The 14,001-nt window shown below is 69.6% G+C and carries 12 protein-coding genes and 1 tRNA gene; 7 read left to right on the top strand and 6 right to left on the bottom strand.

The genetic code is table 11. The features are described 5' to 3' along the window. Positions 1-2: 2 nt before the first annotated feature. The 6 genes from argH (at position 3) to PG878_RS12890 (ending at position 5,316) form a co-directional block, all read left to right on the top strand. Positions 3-1,301 carry an argininosuccinate lyase gene (gene argH, locus PG878_RS12915; RefSeq protein ID WP_209032593.1) on the top strand — a complete coding sequence of 433 codons (1,299 nt, stop codon included), beginning with the start codon at positions 3-5 and terminating at the stop codon, positions 1,299-1,301. Then, the gene (locus tag PG878_RS12910) at positions 1,298-1,657 is read left to right on the top strand and encodes a cupin domain-containing protein (protein WP_209032592.1); all 360 of its coding nucleotides are present in this window, start codon (positions 1,298-1,300) and stop codon (positions 1,655-1,657) included. The genes argH and PG878_RS12910 overlap by 4 nt, the downstream gene beginning before the upstream one ends. Further along, on the top strand, positions 1,654-1,914 hold the full coding sequence (locus tag PG878_RS12905) for a YciI family protein (protein ID WP_160962256.1): 261 nt from the start codon (positions 1,654-1,656) through the stop codon (positions 1,912-1,914). Before PG878_RS12910 ends, PG878_RS12905 begins: the two co-directional genes overlap by 4 nt. A gap of 10 nt (positions 1,915-1,924) precedes the next feature. Continuing rightward, on the top strand, positions 1,925-3,115 hold the full coding sequence (gene proB, locus PG878_RS12900; protein ID WP_209032591.1) for a glutamate 5-kinase: 1,191 nt from the start codon (positions 1,925-1,927) through the stop codon (positions 3,113-3,115). Between the two features lie 178 nt (positions 3,116-3,293). Further along, positions 3,294-4,541 (top strand): glutamate-5-semialdehyde dehydrogenase, encoded by a 1,248-nt coding sequence (locus PG878_RS12895; protein ID WP_209032590.1) that lies wholly within the window; start codon positions 3,294-3,296, stop codon positions 4,539-4,541. 1 nt (position 4,542) lies between these two features. Beyond that, a complete protein-coding gene (locus PG878_RS12890) occupies positions 4,543-5,316 on the top strand; it encodes a hypothetical protein (RefSeq protein ID WP_209032589.1) in 774 nt (257 codons plus the stop codon). Between the two features lie 45 nt (positions 5,317-5,361). Here PG878_RS12890 and PG878_RS12885 read toward each other — a convergent pair whose 3' ends face one another. Beyond that, entirely contained in the window at positions 5,362-7,785 is a 2,424-nt protein-coding gene (locus PG878_RS12885) for a glycosyl hydrolase family 95 catalytic domain-containing protein (RefSeq protein ID WP_209032588.1), read from the bottom strand. 294 nt (positions 7,786-8,079) lie between these two features. Here PG878_RS12885 and PG878_RS12880 point away from each other — a divergent pair, with 294 nt between their 5' ends. Next, positions 8,080-9,996 carry a CocE/NonD family hydrolase gene (locus tag PG878_RS12880; protein WP_209032587.1) on the top strand — a complete coding sequence of 639 codons (1,917 nt, stop codon included), beginning with the start codon at positions 8,080-8,082 and terminating at the stop codon, positions 9,994-9,996. Positions 9,997-10,066: 70 nt separating this feature from the next. Here PG878_RS12880 and PG878_RS12875 read toward each other — a convergent pair whose 3' ends face one another. The 5 genes from PG878_RS12875 to PG878_RS12855 form a co-directional block, all read right to left on the bottom strand. Beyond that, positions 10,067-10,600: a hypothetical protein gene (locus PG878_RS12875; protein WP_209032586.1), complete on the bottom strand. Its 534-nt coding sequence runs from the start codon at positions 10,598-10,600 to the stop codon at positions 10,067-10,069. Between the two features lie 299 nt (positions 10,601-10,899). Further along, positions 10,900-10,976: transfer RNA gene (locus PG878_RS12870), tRNA-Pro, on the bottom strand. Positions 10,977-11,036: 60 nt separating this feature from the next. Then, a complete protein-coding gene (cydX, locus tag PG878_RS12865) occupies positions 11,037-11,183 on the bottom strand; it encodes a cytochrome bd-I oxidase subunit CydX (protein WP_209032585.1) in 147 nt (48 codons plus the stop codon). Between the two features lie 23 nt (positions 11,184-11,206). Further along, complete coding sequence (gene cydB / locus PG878_RS12860) at positions 11,207-12,358, bottom strand: cytochrome d ubiquinol oxidase subunit II (RefSeq protein WP_209032584.1); 1,152 nt, start codon at positions 12,356-12,358, stop codon at positions 11,207-11,209. A gap of 19 nt (positions 12,359-12,377) precedes the next feature. Next, positions 12,378-13,967: a cytochrome ubiquinol oxidase subunit I gene (locus PG878_RS12855; RefSeq protein ID WP_209032583.1), complete on the bottom strand. Its 1,590-nt coding sequence runs from the start codon at positions 13,965-13,967 to the stop codon at positions 12,378-12,380. Positions 13,968-14,001 lie beyond the last annotated feature (34 nt).

Genomic DNA, 14,001 nt, shown 5'->3' with positions numbered 1-14,001 from the left:
CAATGACCAATCTGCTCTGGCAAAAACCCGGCGTCGCCGTCGATACGCAGATCCAGGCCTTCCTGGCCGGCGACGACGTGCTCCTGGACCGCGAGTTCTTCCTGCACGACATCGCCGCCAGCGGCGCGCACGCCGAAGGCCTGCAGCGCATCGGCATCCTGTCCGCCGACGAACTGGCCGGGCTGCAGCGCGAACTGGCGGTGCTGGCCGAGGACTTCCGCAGTGGCGCGTTCGTGCTGGATGCGCGCTTCGAGGACGGCCACTCGGCGATCGAGGCGCGGCTGACCGAGCGCCTGGGCGATGCCGGGCGCAAGATCCACAGCGGACGCAGCCGCAACGACCAGATCCTGGTCGCCACCCGGCTGTGGCTGAAGGACAAGCTGGCGCGGCTGGCGCAACTGAGCGCGGAGATCGCCAAGGTGGCGCTGGACCGCGCGCAGGCCGAGCGCGATCTGCCGGTTCCCGGCTACACCCACATCCAGCGCGCCGTGGTGTCCTCGGCCGGCATGTGGTGGGCGGGCTGGGCCGAGGCCTTCATCGACGACGCGATCCGCGCGCGCGACACCCTGCGCCTGGTCGACTGCAATCCGCTCGGCACTGCCGCCGGCTACGGCGTCAACCTGCCGCTGGACCGCGCCCACACCACCGCCGCGCTGGGCTTCGCGCGCCTGCAGGTCAGCCCGATCTACGCGCAACTGTCGCGCGGCAAGTTCGAGATGGCCGCGCTGGAAGCGCTGGGCAGCGCCACCCTGGACCTGCGCCGCCTGGCCTGGGACCTGTCGCTGTTCACCAGCGGCGAATTCGGTTTCGTGGCGCTGCCGGCGCAGTACACCACCGGCAGTTCGATCATGCCCAACAAGCGCAACCCCGACGTGATCGAACTGATGCGCGCCACCCACGCCAGCGTGGCCGCCGCGCGCACCGAGATCGAACAGTTGCTGTCGCTGCCGTCGGGCTATCACCGCGACCTGCAGAGCAGCAAGGGCGCGATCTTCCACGGCTTCGGCCGCGGCCTGGCCGCGCTGGAGCTGCTGCCGGCGCTGCTGGCCAACCTGGAGTGGCGCGAGGACAAGCTGCGCGCGGCGATCGATTCGGGCATGTACGCCACCGACGTGGCGGTGGAAGCCGCCGTGGCCGGCGTGCCGTTCCGCGAGGCCTACCAGGCCGCCGCCGCGTCCGCCGACCGCGCAGGGCAGGGGCGCACGCCGGAAGGCAGCCTGGCCGCGCGGGTCTCGCCGGGCGCCGCCGCCGATCTGCGCCTGGATGAGCTGCGCGCGCGCTGGCAGGCACTGGCCGGATGAGCACGGTCAACATCGCCTCGGCCCGTCACTACACCTGGGGCGGCAGCTGCGATGGCTGGCATCTGCTGGACGTGCCGGACCTGAGCGTGATCGAAGAGCGTATGCCGCCCGGCGCGGCCGAGGTGCGCCACCGCCACCTGCGCGCGCGGCAGTTCTTCCGGGTGCTGGACGGCGAGGCGGCGCTGGAGCTGGAAGGCGTCGTGCACGTGCTGCATGCCGGCGACGGCCTGCACGTGCCGCCGGGCGCTGCGCACCGGATGCGCAATGCCTCGAACGCCGATGTCCGCTTCCTGGTGGTGTCGGCACCGCACAGCCACGGCGACCGGGAACCCGCTGCGTTGGAGACTCCGCAATGACCACGCTCTACCTGGTGCTGGCGATGCGCCGGCCCGATTTCGACGCTGCCGCAGTGCAGCCGCATCTTGCGTTCCTCGATGCGCTGCGCGCGCAGGGCCGGCTGCAGCTGACCGGCGGATTCGCCGACGGCAGCGGCGGCGCCTACCTTCTGTGCAACGTCGCGAGCCTGGCCGAGGCACAGGCCATCGTCGCCACCGATCCGTTGGTGACGATGCAGGTGTCCGACCTGACCGTGCACGAATGGAACGTCCGCTGAGGCCGGCTGGATGACTCCGCACGTCGCTACCGCCGCGTCGCCGTTCCCTGAGCAACCGCTGCCGTCCTGGCGGCGCGCGGTGCTCAAGGTCGGCAGCAGCCTGCTGGCCGCCGACGGCGGCGGCCTCACGCCGCGCTTCGCGCTGGGCCTGGCGCAGTTCGTCTCGGCCAACCTGGCGGCCGGGCGCGAGCTGGTGATCGTGTCCTCCGGCGCGGTCGCCGCCGGCCGTGCCATCGTGCCCAGGGCCGCCGAGGCCGGTGCGGCGCTGGCCGCGCGGCAGGCGCTGGCCGCGCTGGGCCAGGCGCAACTGATCGCGCTGTGGCAGCGCTTCTTCGAGCGGCCGGTGGCGCAGGTGCTGCTGACCCACGACGACCTGCGCAACCGTCGCCGCTACCTCAACGCGCGCGCCACCCTGGGCGAACTGTTGCGGCTGGGCGCGCTGCCGGTGGTCAACGAGAACGACACCGTGTCGGTGGACGAGCTCAAGCTCGGCGACAACGACAATCTGGCCGCGATCGTCGCCGCCCTGGTCGACGCCGATGCGCTGTTCATCGCCACCGACATCGACGGCCTGTACACCGCCGATCCGCGCCGCGACCCGCAAGCACAACCGTTGCCCGAGGTGCAGGAACTGAGCGCGGCGGTGCTGGCCATGGCCGGCGGCAGCGGCAGCGGGGTGGGCACCGGCGGCATGCGCACCAAGCTGGAGGCCGCGGCCAAGGCCGGCGCCGCCGGCATCGAGACCTATCTGTTCAACGGCCGCAGCGCCGAGGTGGTGCGCGGCCTGGCCCAGGACAGCCTGCGCGGCACCCGCATCCATGCCGCGCGCACCCGCATCGCCGCGCGCAAGTACTGGCTGCGCCACGTGCCGGTGGAGCCGGGGGCGATCCTGATCGATGCCGGCGCCGCGATCGCGCTGCTCGACAAGGGCGCCTCGCTGCTGCCGGGCGGCGTCGCCGGCGCCGTGGGCGAGTTCCGCCGTGGCGACATGGTGGAGGTGCGCCTGCGCGAGGCGGCCGGCGAACGCTGCCTGGCGCGTGGGGTCAGCCAGTACGCGGCGGTGGACATCCGCCGCATCGCCGGCCGCCACTCGCGCGACATCGAGGCGATCCTGGGCTACAACTACGGCGAGAACGTGATCCATCGCGACGACCTGGTGGTGGTGCGGGAATCGGGAATCGGGAATGGGGAATCGGCCTAACCGCGCCGGCCCCGCGCCAGCCGCGACGGCGCCGCGGATCCCGCTGCAATGCGCGCGCATGCGTTGCGCCTTGCGCTCGCCGCCTTTCATTTCCCGGCCCCGCGCGTAGCCTTTTCGAATCCCGAATCCCGAATCCCGAATCCCGAATCCCGAATCCCGAATCCACCGGAGCCACCCAATGACCTCCATCCGCACCCAGGCCCTGCACTGCCGCGATGCCGCGCAAGCGCTGGCGCAGTTGTCGTCGCCGGCCAAACAGGCCTTGCTGGAGGCGATGGCGGCGGCGCTGGAAGCGGATGCCGAGGCGATCCTCGCCGCCAATGCGCGCGATCTGGACGCGGCGCGGGCCAAGGACGTCGGCAGCGCGATGCTCGATCGGCTGGCGCTGGACCGCAAGCGCCTGGACGGCATCGCTGCGGCGCTGCGCGAGGTGGCGGGCCTGCCCGATCCGGTGGGGCAGGTCACCCGCGACGACGTGCGCCCCAACGGCATCCGCGTGCAGAAGATCCGCGTGCCGCTGGGCGTGGTGGCGATGATCTACGAGGCGCGCCCCAACGTCACCGCCGACGCCGCGGCGCTGTGCATCAAGGCCGGCAACGGCGTGATCCTGCGCGGCGGTTCCGAGGCGATCCACTCCAACACCGCCATCGCCGCGGCGCTGCGCCGGGCCTTGCGCGAGGCCGGCATCGGCGAGGCCGCGCTGACCCTGGTCGAGGATCTGCGCCGCGAGACCATGCTGGAACTGCTGCAGCTCCACGACATCGTCGACCTGGCGATCCCGCGCGGCGGCGAAGGCCTGATCCGCTTCGTCGCCGAACATGCGCGGGTGCCGGTGATCAAGCACTACAAGGGCGTGTGCCATCTGTTCGTCGACGCCTCGGCGGATCTGGACCTGGCGGTGAAGCTGCTCATCGACGGCAAGACCACGCGGCCGGCCGCCTGCAATTCGCTGGAGACCCTGCTGGTGCACGCCGACGTGGCCGCGCGCTTCCTGCCGCTGGCGGCGCAGGCGCTGCGCGCGCGCGGTGTCGCCCTGCGCGGCGATGCCGCCACCCGTGCCCTGCTGCCGGACATCGACAGCGCCAGCGACGACGACTACGCCGCCGAGTACCTGGACCTGATCCTGGCGGTTGCGGTGGTGCCGGACCTGGACGCCGCGATCGCGCACATCCGCCGCTACGGCTCGGACCACACCGAGGTCATCGCCACCGCCGATGCGGCCAACGCGGAGGCGTTCGTGCAGGCGCTGCGCGCGGCGGTGGTGATGGTCAACGCCTCCTCGCGCTTCTCCGACGGCGGCGAACTGGGCCTGGGCGCGGAGATCGGCATCTCCACCACACGCCTGCATGCCTACGGCCCGATGGGCCTGGAAGCGCTGACCGTGGAGCGCTTCGTGGTGCGCGGCGAAGGGCAGGTGCGGCACTGACATGCAAACCGGCCATGGCGGTCTGAGTACCCCCTCGCTGCTCGCGGTTGCCGCGCTGGCCGCCGTGGTCGGCGATACCGGACACGAGCTCGCGCACACCGTGGTCGCAATCTTCACGCCAGGCGTGAGCGTGCGGTTGCTTTCCACCATCGGTCTCAGCAGCGTCGGGACTTCGCCTTGGATCGCGTTGGCCGGCCCGGCGTTCAATCTTTGCGCCGCGCTGACGTTAGCGCTTGCGCGTCGTGCAGGTCTGCCGGCGTCATGGCGCTATGTCGCCTGGGTAGTGGGCGCATTCAATCTGTTCAATGCAGCAGCGTATCTGGTCTATTCGGCACTGCTGGGGAGCGGCGATTGGGCCACGGTGTTTGCTGCGATCGGCAATTCGGTGGCCTGGCGGATTCCGTTGGGAGTCGCCGGCGTCGTCGCCTATTGGGCGGCCATGCGTACGTCGTCGGCCTCGCTGGCGACGTTGTGCGCCGATGGCGTGGTGTCCGCCGCGCAAGCCACGCGCGTCTGTCGCCTGTCCTACCTCGGTTTCGGGGGGCTGCTCACCTTGGGCGCGCTATTCAACCCGGTCGGCTGGATGCTGGTGCTGAGTTCGGGCGTGGCGACGGGATTTCTGGCCATGGCCGGCATGCTGGCGCTGCCCGCATTGCTGCCTGCAACGCCGATGCAGCGCGGCATGCTGCAGTTGGGCATCGGCTGGCGGATCGCTGGCGCATTGGCCAGCCTGTGGTTCGTCGCGGTGCTGGGCCCGGGCATCCGTCTGGGCTGATGCGCCCGCGGCGCGGCCCGGACGCCAGCGATCGCTTCGGTTGTTTCAGAGCACGCGCATGGTTGCGCCCTGGGCCAGCTCCAGCGTGCGCCGCGTGCCGTTGAAGACGAGTTCGGTACGTGTGCCGCCGACGCTGCGCAGCACGATCCGCGTCGCCTTGCCGTCGCGCCATGCCAGGTCCACCACGAAGCCGCCGCGCGCGCCGATGCCGCTGACCTTGCCGCGTGCGGCCCAGGCCTTGGGCAGGGCCGGCAACAGCGCGATATGGCCGGGCCGCGAATACAGCAGCATTTCCAGCATCGCGGTGGGCGTGCCGAAGTTGGCGTCGATCTGGAACACGCCGCCCAGCGTGGGATCGCCGTGCTGGCTGAGGTCGTAGATGTCGAAGAAGTTCGGGGCGGTGCCGTTGCTGTGCACGATCGACGGCTTGAGGTTGGTCGCCACCAGCGCATAGGCGCGCTCGGCTTCGCCCAGCCGCGCCCAGCACAGCGCACGCCAGGCGCACGCCCAGCCGAAGCTGTGCATGCCGCGCGCGTCCAGCAGCGCGCGCGCCGCGGCGACCTGCGCGGGCGGGGCCAGGTCCGGATGCAGGCGATGGCCCGGATACAGGCCCATCAGCGGCGACAGGTGGCGGTGGTGCGCCTCGCCCAGGTCGTCGGGCGACATCCATTCCTGCAATTGCCCGCTGCGTGGACTGATCTGCGGCAGGTACAGGCGCTGCCGCAGTCCGGCGATGGTCGCGGCATGGGCCGCATCGACATCGAGCAGCGCGCAGGCCTGGCAATACTGCCCGAACAGGTTCCACACCAGCTCCTGCGCATAGGCGATGCCGCGCGCGTCCTCGGGGCCGTGTTCGGGCGACCAGTCGTGGTCGTCGACCAGGCGCGTCTGCCGGGACCCGTCGGCATCCAGGACCTCCAGTTCGATCAGCCGGGCCTGCCAGAAATCGCAGGCGCCCTTGAGCAGCGGATAGATCCGTTGCAGGTAGGCACGGTCCTGGCTGTATTCGTAGTGCTGGAACAGGCTGTCGCACAGCCAGGCGTTGCCGGCCGGATGCCAGTACCAGCCGCTGCCGCCGAATGGATTGGTCGAGAACGCCACGGCCCAGCCGGCGACCTTGCCGGAAGTGTTGCGGAAGCGGTTGCGCGGGTCGTTGAAGTGGGCCTGGGTGATCTGCGTCCACGCCGGCAACTGCGCCAGGCAGTAGCGGGCGAGGGCGTCGAAGCACGGTCCCAGCCCGGCCGCGTCGGTCAGCCAGTAGTTCATCTGCACATTGACGTCGCTGTGGTAATCGCTCATCCACGGCGGATCGTTATTCTCCAGCCAGAGCCCCTGCAGGTTGATCGGCAGCGCATCGCGCGAGGCGGCGATGGTCAGGTAGCGGCCGAACTGCAGGTACAGCGCTTCCAGTTCCGGATCGGGCGTGTCCGCCGCGGCGCGCGCCTGCAGTCGCTCGGCGATGGCGAGCCGGCGTTGCGCCGGGCTGGAGCGGCCCAAGTCCACCTGCATGGTGTCGAACAGGGTGCGGTGGTCGGCCACGTGCGTGTACAGCAGCGTCTCGGCTGCGAGTTGCGCCGCCGCCGCGCAGCGCTGCCTGGCCAGTACTTGCGGATCCAGTTCCGGGTCGCGGTAGTCCCTGGCCGGGTCGGGCACGTAGTTGCTGCCGCCGCAGATCACGATGCGCAGTGTGCGGCAGTCACGGAAGTGCAGCGTCTCGCCCTGCAGTTCCACGCTACCGTCGGCGGCGATCAGCCGCACGTGCGCTCCGTGGCGCAGGCCGTTGGCCAGTGCGCCGGAGCATCCAAGTCCCCCCTCCGCATCGCCGTGCACGGGGGCATCGTGTGCGCTGACCAGGCGCAGCCGGCCGCTGTGCAGGCCGCCGCCGCGCTGTTCCAGGTGGACCACGATGGCGTCGTCGGGGTGGCTGGCGAAGACGGTGCGGGTGAACTGGGCAGTGCCCAGCGCGTAGCGCACGCGCACGCAGCCGTTGCTCAGGTCCAGTTCGCGCGTGTAGTCGCGCAGGTGCGCCGGCGCATGGCCGTCCAGTTCCAGATACAGCCTGGCGAGCATCACGAAGCTGCCGAAGCTGTCCTTCGCATAGCCGAACTGGCCCTGCGCGTCGAGCGCGTCGTTACGTCCTCCGGTCCACAGGCTGGCGTCGGAGAGGTACAGGAAGTCGCGATCCGGCGCGCCGCCGACCAGGGCGCCGAGCCGGCCGTTGCCGATCGGCAGGCCTTGCCGCAACACGTCGGCCTCGCTCGCCACGTTGGCGTACCGCATCCGCAGCGCCTGGGTCGGCGGCACCAGCGGCGCGCTGGCCGGACGCAGCGGCGCGGCCAGCGCGCGGCCGAACGCCGGCAGGCCGAGCAACGGCAGGCCGAGCAACGGCAGCATGGCGGCCAGGACGCCGCCTTGCTTCAGGAATGCGCGGCGGCCCGCATTGCCAGGCAGGTGTTCTGGGCTGTTCATCGGGCGGGTCTCGACGGCGCCCCGCGCGTGGCCGCGGCGATGGGCAGAAGCATCGTTGTACCTGCAGGGAAGGCGTTGCATGCGGTGTCCGGCGTCTTTGCGCCGATGGCGTCCGGCGTGTCCGCAAGCGGGCGCAACCTTGGCGGCCGCCTGGCCGTTGCTCGCTCCGATCCCTCCACGTCGTGTCCTGGATGCATCCGCGCTGCGACGGCGTGCGGACACCGCCGCTCGCCGACACTTCCGCCCGGGACGCGGTTGCGCCTACAGTCGGGGGTCTGACTGCCCGGAGGTTTCATGCGTCCCATCGCCACCCGTTTGCTCGCCACCGTCGTCGCCACCGTGCTGGCCACGGCCGCCCACGCGCAGACCGCGCCGATGACCCCGGACATCACCGGCACGCCGTTCGTCGCGCCGACCGCGGCCAACGACTACGTCAAGCGCGAGGTGATGATCCCGATGCGCGACGGGGTCAAGCTGCACACGGTGATCGTGCTGCCCAAGGGCGCGCACGGCGCGCCGATGCTGCTGACCCGCACGCCCTACGACGCCAGCGGCCGCGCCAGCCGCCTGGCCTCACCGCACATGCGCGATCTGCTGCCGCAGGGCGACGAGGTGTTCGTCGACGGCGGCTACATCCGCGTGTTCCAGGACATCCGCGGCAAGTACGGCTCGGAGGGCGACTACGTGGTGACGCGGCCGTTGCGCGGGCCGCTCAATCCGACCAAGGTCGATCACGCCACCGACGCCTGGGACACCATCGACTGGCTGGTCAAGCACGTGCCCGAATCCAACGGCAAGGTCGGCATGATCGGTTCGTCCTACGAGGGCTTCACCGTGGTGATGGCGCTGGCCGATCCGCATCCGGCGCTGAAGGTGGCCGCGCCGGAAAGCCCGATGATCGACGGCTGGATGGGCGACGACTGGCTCAACTACGGCGCCTTCCGCCAGGTCAACCTGGACTACTTCACCGGCCAGATGACCCGGCGCGGCAAGGGCGAGGGCATCCCGCGCCAGGGCTACGACGACTACAGCAACTTCCTGCGCGCCGGCTCGGCCGGCGACTACGCCAAGGCCGCCGGGCTGGAGCAGTTGCCGTGGTGGCGCAAGCTCACCGAGCACCCGGCCTACGACGCGTTCTGGCAGGAGCAGGCGCTGGACAAGGTGATGGCGCGCACCCCACTGAAGGTGCCGACGATGTGGCTGCAGGGGCTGTGGGACCAAGAAGACATGTGGGGCGCGATCCACAGCTACGAGGCGATGGAGCCGCGCGATACCGGCAACGACAGAAACTACTTGGTGATGGGGCCGTGGCGGCACAGCCAGGTGAACTACGAGGGCGCCTCGCTGGGTGCGCTGCAGTTCGACGGCGACACCGCGCTGCAGTTCCGCCGCGACGTGCTCAAGCCGTTCTTCGACCAGTACCTGGTCGATGGCGCGCCCAAGGCCGACACGCCGCCGGTACTGATCTACGACACCGGCGCCAACCATTGGGACCGCCTGCAGCGCTGGCCGCTGAGTTGCGCGCAGGGCTGCCCGGCGCAGAGCAAGCCGCTGTACCTGGAGGCCGGTGGCCGCGTCTCGTTCGAGGCGCCCAAGGCCGGGCAGGGCGAGTACACCGAATACGTGTCCGACCCGGCCAAGCCGGTACCGTTCGTGCCGCGCCCGGTGGTGTTCGGCGACCGCGACATGTGGACCACCTGGCTGGTGCACGATCAGCGCTTCGTCGACGGCCGCCCGGACGTGCTGACCTTCGTCAGCGAACCGCTGCAGGCGCCGCTGCGCATCGCCGGCGCGCCGGAAGTGCACCTGCAGGCCTCCACCAGCGGCAGCGACAGCGACTGGGTGGTGAAGCTGATCGACGTGTACCCGGACCAGATGGCGTCCGAGCCGAAACTGGGCGGCTACGAATTGCCGGTGTCGCTGGCGATCTTCCGCGGCCGCTACCGCGAGAGTTTCGAGCATCCGGCGCCGCTGACCCCGAACCAGCCGCTGGCCTACCGCTTCGGCCTGCCGACCGCCAACCACACCTTCGAACGCGGCCACCGGATCATGGTGCAGGTGCAGTCCACGCTGTTCCCGCTGTACGACCGCAATCCGCAGACCTACGTGCCGAACATCTACTTCGCCAAGCCGGGCGACTACCAGAAGGCGACGCAGCGGATCTGGCACACGCCGCAGCAGGCGAGCTACATCAGTCTGCCGGTGGAGTGAGCCAATTCCCGATCCCGCGCGTCGTGCGCGGGATCGGGGTGGCACCACGCGGCGCGGGGGCCGCCGGGCGTCACAGGTTGCGCAGGCCTTGCGTGATTTGCTCGACTCCGTCCTGCGGGTGGAAGTCCTTCCAGAGTCCACTCGTGCCGGCGGGATTGGAGCGGATCAGCACTTCGCCGAGGGCAAGCGCAAAGGCCGTCCCCTGGCCGACCTCGTCGAAGGTCAGCGCGCGCGTGGTACCGGAGACCCGGATCTTCAGGTCGTTGGCGAGTTTCTGGGCCGGCTCCCACAGTTCGTTATCGCCGAGCGTGCCCTGCTGCGTCGCGGTGCCGCTGGCGCAGTTCGCCAGCACCACCCAGGGGCACTGCGCGCCATGCGCCAGCTTGGCCAGGCTGTCCAGCACGCCGCTCTTGAGCAGTTCGCTGCGGTGGCCGACCACGATCAGACTCATGTAGCCGTCCAGTGCGCCGCTCGAGAGCTTGCGGCCGTCGATCAGGGTCGAACAGGCCGCGAATCTGGCATGGAGGCGCTTCGCCTCGCGTTCTCCATCGCTGGCGGAATCGGGAATCCAGGTAATCAGGGTGTGGATGGTCTTGCCGGGCATGGAAGTGTCCTCGTGACGCGTCGGGAGGGCGGGCGCGTGATGCGCTCGGGCCGCTGACGCAATGCCGAGACAGGAGGCGGGATGCGAGCAGCGGTTCCCACGATGGACACGGGTGCGCGTCGCCGGGATCGGTGCGGTGCCGATGTTCGCCGTCGTGCAGGCCGATCCGCGTCGTCGCCGCAAGGGGCGAGGCACGCCGTCGCAATGCGGGCGCAACGCCACGCCGTTGCGAGACCGGATTGCAGGCACAAAAAAACCCGGAAAACGGTGGTTTTCCAGGCTTCTTGTGACCTTGAAACTGGTCGGGGAGACAGGATTCGAACCTGCGACCTCTACGTCCCGAACGTAGCGCTCTACCAGACTGAGCTACACCCCGAAGGAGCCGCACATGATACGGAGGTCTTCCGCATTCGGCAAGCGCCTTTGCAAAAAAATTTCAGTCCCCCGCGGCGGCCGCGTCCGCGGCATCCGCCGCGTCCGCGGCATCCGCCGCGTTGCGCTCGCGCGCTTCGAACCACATGCCGTTGAGGATGGCGGCGGTGGAGGCCAGGCCGACACCGAGAATCCAGGCGAAGTACCACATGATCGTTTCTCCTTGCGGGCGCGTCAGTACGCGTTGGGGTTGTCGTCCAGGGAGGCGGCGGTGACCTTGCCCTTCAGCACGCGGTACACCCAGGTGGTGTAGCCGAGGATGATCGGCAGGAACACCACGGTGGCCAGCAGCATGATCCACAGGGTCAGGTGGCTGCTGGAGGCGTCCCACACGGTCAGGCTGGAGCCCGGTTGGCTGGACGACGGCAGCAGGAACGGGAAGATCGCAAAGCCCACGGTCAGGATGATGCCGGCGATGGCCGCACCGGAGGCGATGAAGGCCAGGCCGCCGCGGCGCTTGCGCAGCAGCACCGCGCTGAGCAGCAGGCCGAGCAGGCCGGCAGCCGGGGCCAGGGCGGTCAGCGGCATGGTCTGGTAGTTGTGCATCCAGCCGCCGACCTCGCCGAGCACGGCGGTCTTCAGCAGCGGATTGGTGGCGCCGTCGGTGACCACCTGCGAGGTGACCGCGTAGCCGGGCAGGCCGGTGGCTACCCACACCCCGGCGCCGGCGAACAGCGCACAGGCCACCAGGGCGGCGACGCTGCCGTAGCGCGCCGCGCGCTCGGCCACGGGGCCGTCGGTCTTCAGCACCAGCATCGCCGCGCCGTGCGCCACCAGCATGCTCACGCTGAGCAGGCCGGCGAGCAGGGCGAACGGCATCAGCAGACCGAAGAAGCTGCCGGTGTAGAACACCCGCAGGGTGTCGTCGAAGTGGAACGGCACGCCCAGCAGCACGTTGCCCACCGCCACGCCCATGATCAGCGCCGGGATGAAGCCGCCGACGAACAGCGCCCAGTCCCAGCTGTTGCGCCAGCGCTGGCCGGGCAGCTTGCCGCGGAACTTGAACCCGACCGGGCGCAGGATCAGCGCGAACAGGATCACGAACATGGCCAGGTAGAAGCCGGAGAAGCTGACCGCGTACAGCGGCGGCCAGGCGGCGAAGATCGCGCCGCCACCGAGCACCAGCCAGACCTGGTTGCCTTCCCAGACCGGGCCGATGGTGTTCACCACCAGCCGGCGTTCGGCGTCGTTCCTGGCCACGAACGGCAGCAGCGCGCCGACGCCCAGGTCGAATCCGTCCATCACCGCGAAGCCGATCAGCAGGATGCCCAGCAGCAGCCACCAGATCACGCGCAGCGTGGTGTAGTCCAATGCAATGAAGTCCATGGTGTATCTCCTGCCGGTGTCAGAGGTGGCCGGCGGCCGCAGGTGCGGCGATCGGGGTGACGGGACGCGGGGCGGGCTGCAGCAGGGCGGGCAGGTCGTCCGGTCCCTTGCGGATCGCCTTGAGCATCAGCTTGATCTCGATGATCAGCAGCGTGGTGTAGATCGCCACGAAGCCGGCGAGGGTGATCAGGATGTCGTGCAGGGCCAGGCCGGAGGCGGCATAGAAGGTCGGCAGCACGCCTTCCACCGCCCACGGCTGGCGGCCGTACTCGGCCACGAACCAACCGCACTCGATCGCGATCCACGGCGCCGGCAGGGTCCACAGCGCCAGCTTCAGGAACCAGCGCTTGTCCTCGAAATTGTGCTTGCACGAGAACCACAGCGCGGCGGCGAAGAACGCGATCAGGTAGAAGCCCAGCCCGGCCATCACCCGGAACGTCCAGAACAACGGCAGCACCCGCGGCACCGTGTCCAGCGCGGCCTTGGCGATCTCCTCCGGGGTGGCGTTGAGGATGTCCTCGCGGTAGCGCTTGAGCAGCAGGCCGTGGCCCAGGTCCTGCCAGTGCTTGTCGAACACCGCGCGCGCCTCGGCATCGTTGCGGTTGGCCTTGAGCCGCTGCAGCGCGCCGTAGGCGATCTGACCGCCGCGCACGCGGTGCTCGGCGCGCTTGACCAGTTCGAGGATGCCAGGCACCGGCGTGTGCAGCGAGCGCGTGGCGATCAGGCCCATCAGGTACGGCACCTTGATCGCGTAGTCGTTCTTGCCGGTGGCCTGGTTGGGGATGCCGAAGGCGGTGAAGTCGGCCGGCGCCTGCTCGGTCTCCCACATCGCCTCGATCGCGGCCAGCTTCATCTTCTGGTGTTCGTTGGCGGCGTAGCCGCTCTCGTCGCCCAGTACCACCACCGACAGCGAGGACGCCAGGCCGAACGCGGCGGCCACGGCGAACGAGCGCCGTGCGATGTCGCGGTGCTTGCCGCGCAGCAGGTACAGCGCGCTGATCGACATCACGAACACCGCGCCGGTCACGTAGCCGGCACTGACCGTATGCACGAACTTCGCCTGCGCCACCGGGTTGAACACCACCGCCATGAAGTCGACCACTTCCATGCGCATGGTGTCCGGGTTGAACACCGCGCCGGTCGGGTTCTGCATCCAGCCGTTGGCGATCAGGATCCACACCGCCGACAGGTTGGTGCCCAGCGCCATCAGCCAGGTCACCATCAGGTGCTTGACCGGCGTGAGCTTGCTCCAGCCGAAGAAGAACAGGCCGATGAAGGTCGCTTCCAGGAAGAACGCCATCAGCCCTTCGATCGCCAGCGGCGCGCCGAAGATGTCGCCGACGTAGTGGCTGTAGTAGGACCAGTTCATGCCGAACTGGAACTCCATCACGATGCCGGTGGCCACGCCCATCGCGAAGTTGATGCCGAACAGCACGCCCCAGAACAGGGTCATGCGCCGCCACACGTCCTTGCGGGTCATGACGTACACGCTCTCCATGATCGCGATCATGAAGGACAGGCCCAGGGTGAGCGGGACGAACAGGAAGTGGTACATCGCGGTCATGGCGAACTGCAGCCGCGACAGCTCTACGACAGTGGTGTCGATCATGGCTGTGCTACCTCGTGGAAAATGTGCATCTGGG

The organism is Xanthomonas hawaiiensis (assembly GCF_031834635.1).
Taxonomy (GTDB): domain Bacteria; phylum Pseudomonadota; class Gammaproteobacteria; order Xanthomonadales; family Xanthomonadaceae; genus Xanthomonas_A; species Xanthomonas_A sacchari.
This window is presented reverse-complemented; position numbering and strand designations above follow the sequence as displayed.

Bases quoted from the DNA above. Each gene is read 5' to 3' on its own strand.
- PG878_RS12875 (WP_209032586.1), bottom strand. From the start codon at position 10,600: ATGCCCGGCAAGACCATCCACACCCTGATTACCTGGATTCCCGATTCC.
- PG878_RS12895 (WP_209032590.1), top strand. From the start codon at position 3,294: ATGACCTCCATCCGCACCCAGGCCCTGCACTGCCGCGATGCCGCGCAA.
- cydB (WP_209032584.1), bottom strand. From the start codon at position 12,358: ATGGACTTCATTGCATTGGACTACACCACGCTGCGCGTGATCTGGTGG.
- PG878_RS12910 (WP_209032592.1), top strand. From the start codon at position 1,298: ATGAGCACGGTCAACATCGCCTCGGCCCGTCACTACACCTGGGGCGGC.
- cydX (WP_209032585.1), bottom strand. From the start codon at position 11,183: ATGTGGTACTTCGCCTGGATTCTCGGTGTCGGCCTGGCCTCCACCGCC.
- argH (WP_209032593.1), top strand. From the start codon at position 3: ATGACCAATCTGCTCTGGCAAAAACCCGGCGTCGCCGTCGATACGCAG.
- PG878_RS12880 (WP_209032587.1), top strand. From the start codon at position 8,080: ATGCGTCCCATCGCCACCCGTTTGCTCGCCACCGTCGTCGCCACCGTG.
- PG878_RS12885 (WP_209032588.1), bottom strand. From the start codon at position 7,785: ATGAACAGCCCAGAACACCTGCCTGGCAATGCGGGCCGCCGCGCATTC.
- PG878_RS12890 (WP_209032589.1), top strand. From the start codon at position 4,543: ATGCAAACCGGCCATGGCGGTCTGAGTACCCCCTCGCTGCTCGCGGTT.
- proB (WP_209032591.1), top strand. From the start codon at position 1,925: ATGACTCCGCACGTCGCTACCGCCGCGTCGCCGTTCCCTGAGCAACCG.
- PG878_RS12855 (WP_209032583.1), bottom strand. From the start codon at position 13,967: ATGATCGACACCACTGTCGTAGAGCTGTCGCGGCTGCAGTTCGCCATG.
- PG878_RS12905 (WP_160962256.1), top strand. From the start codon at position 1,654: ATGACCACGCTCTACCTGGTGCTGGCGATGCGCCGGCCCGATTTCGAC.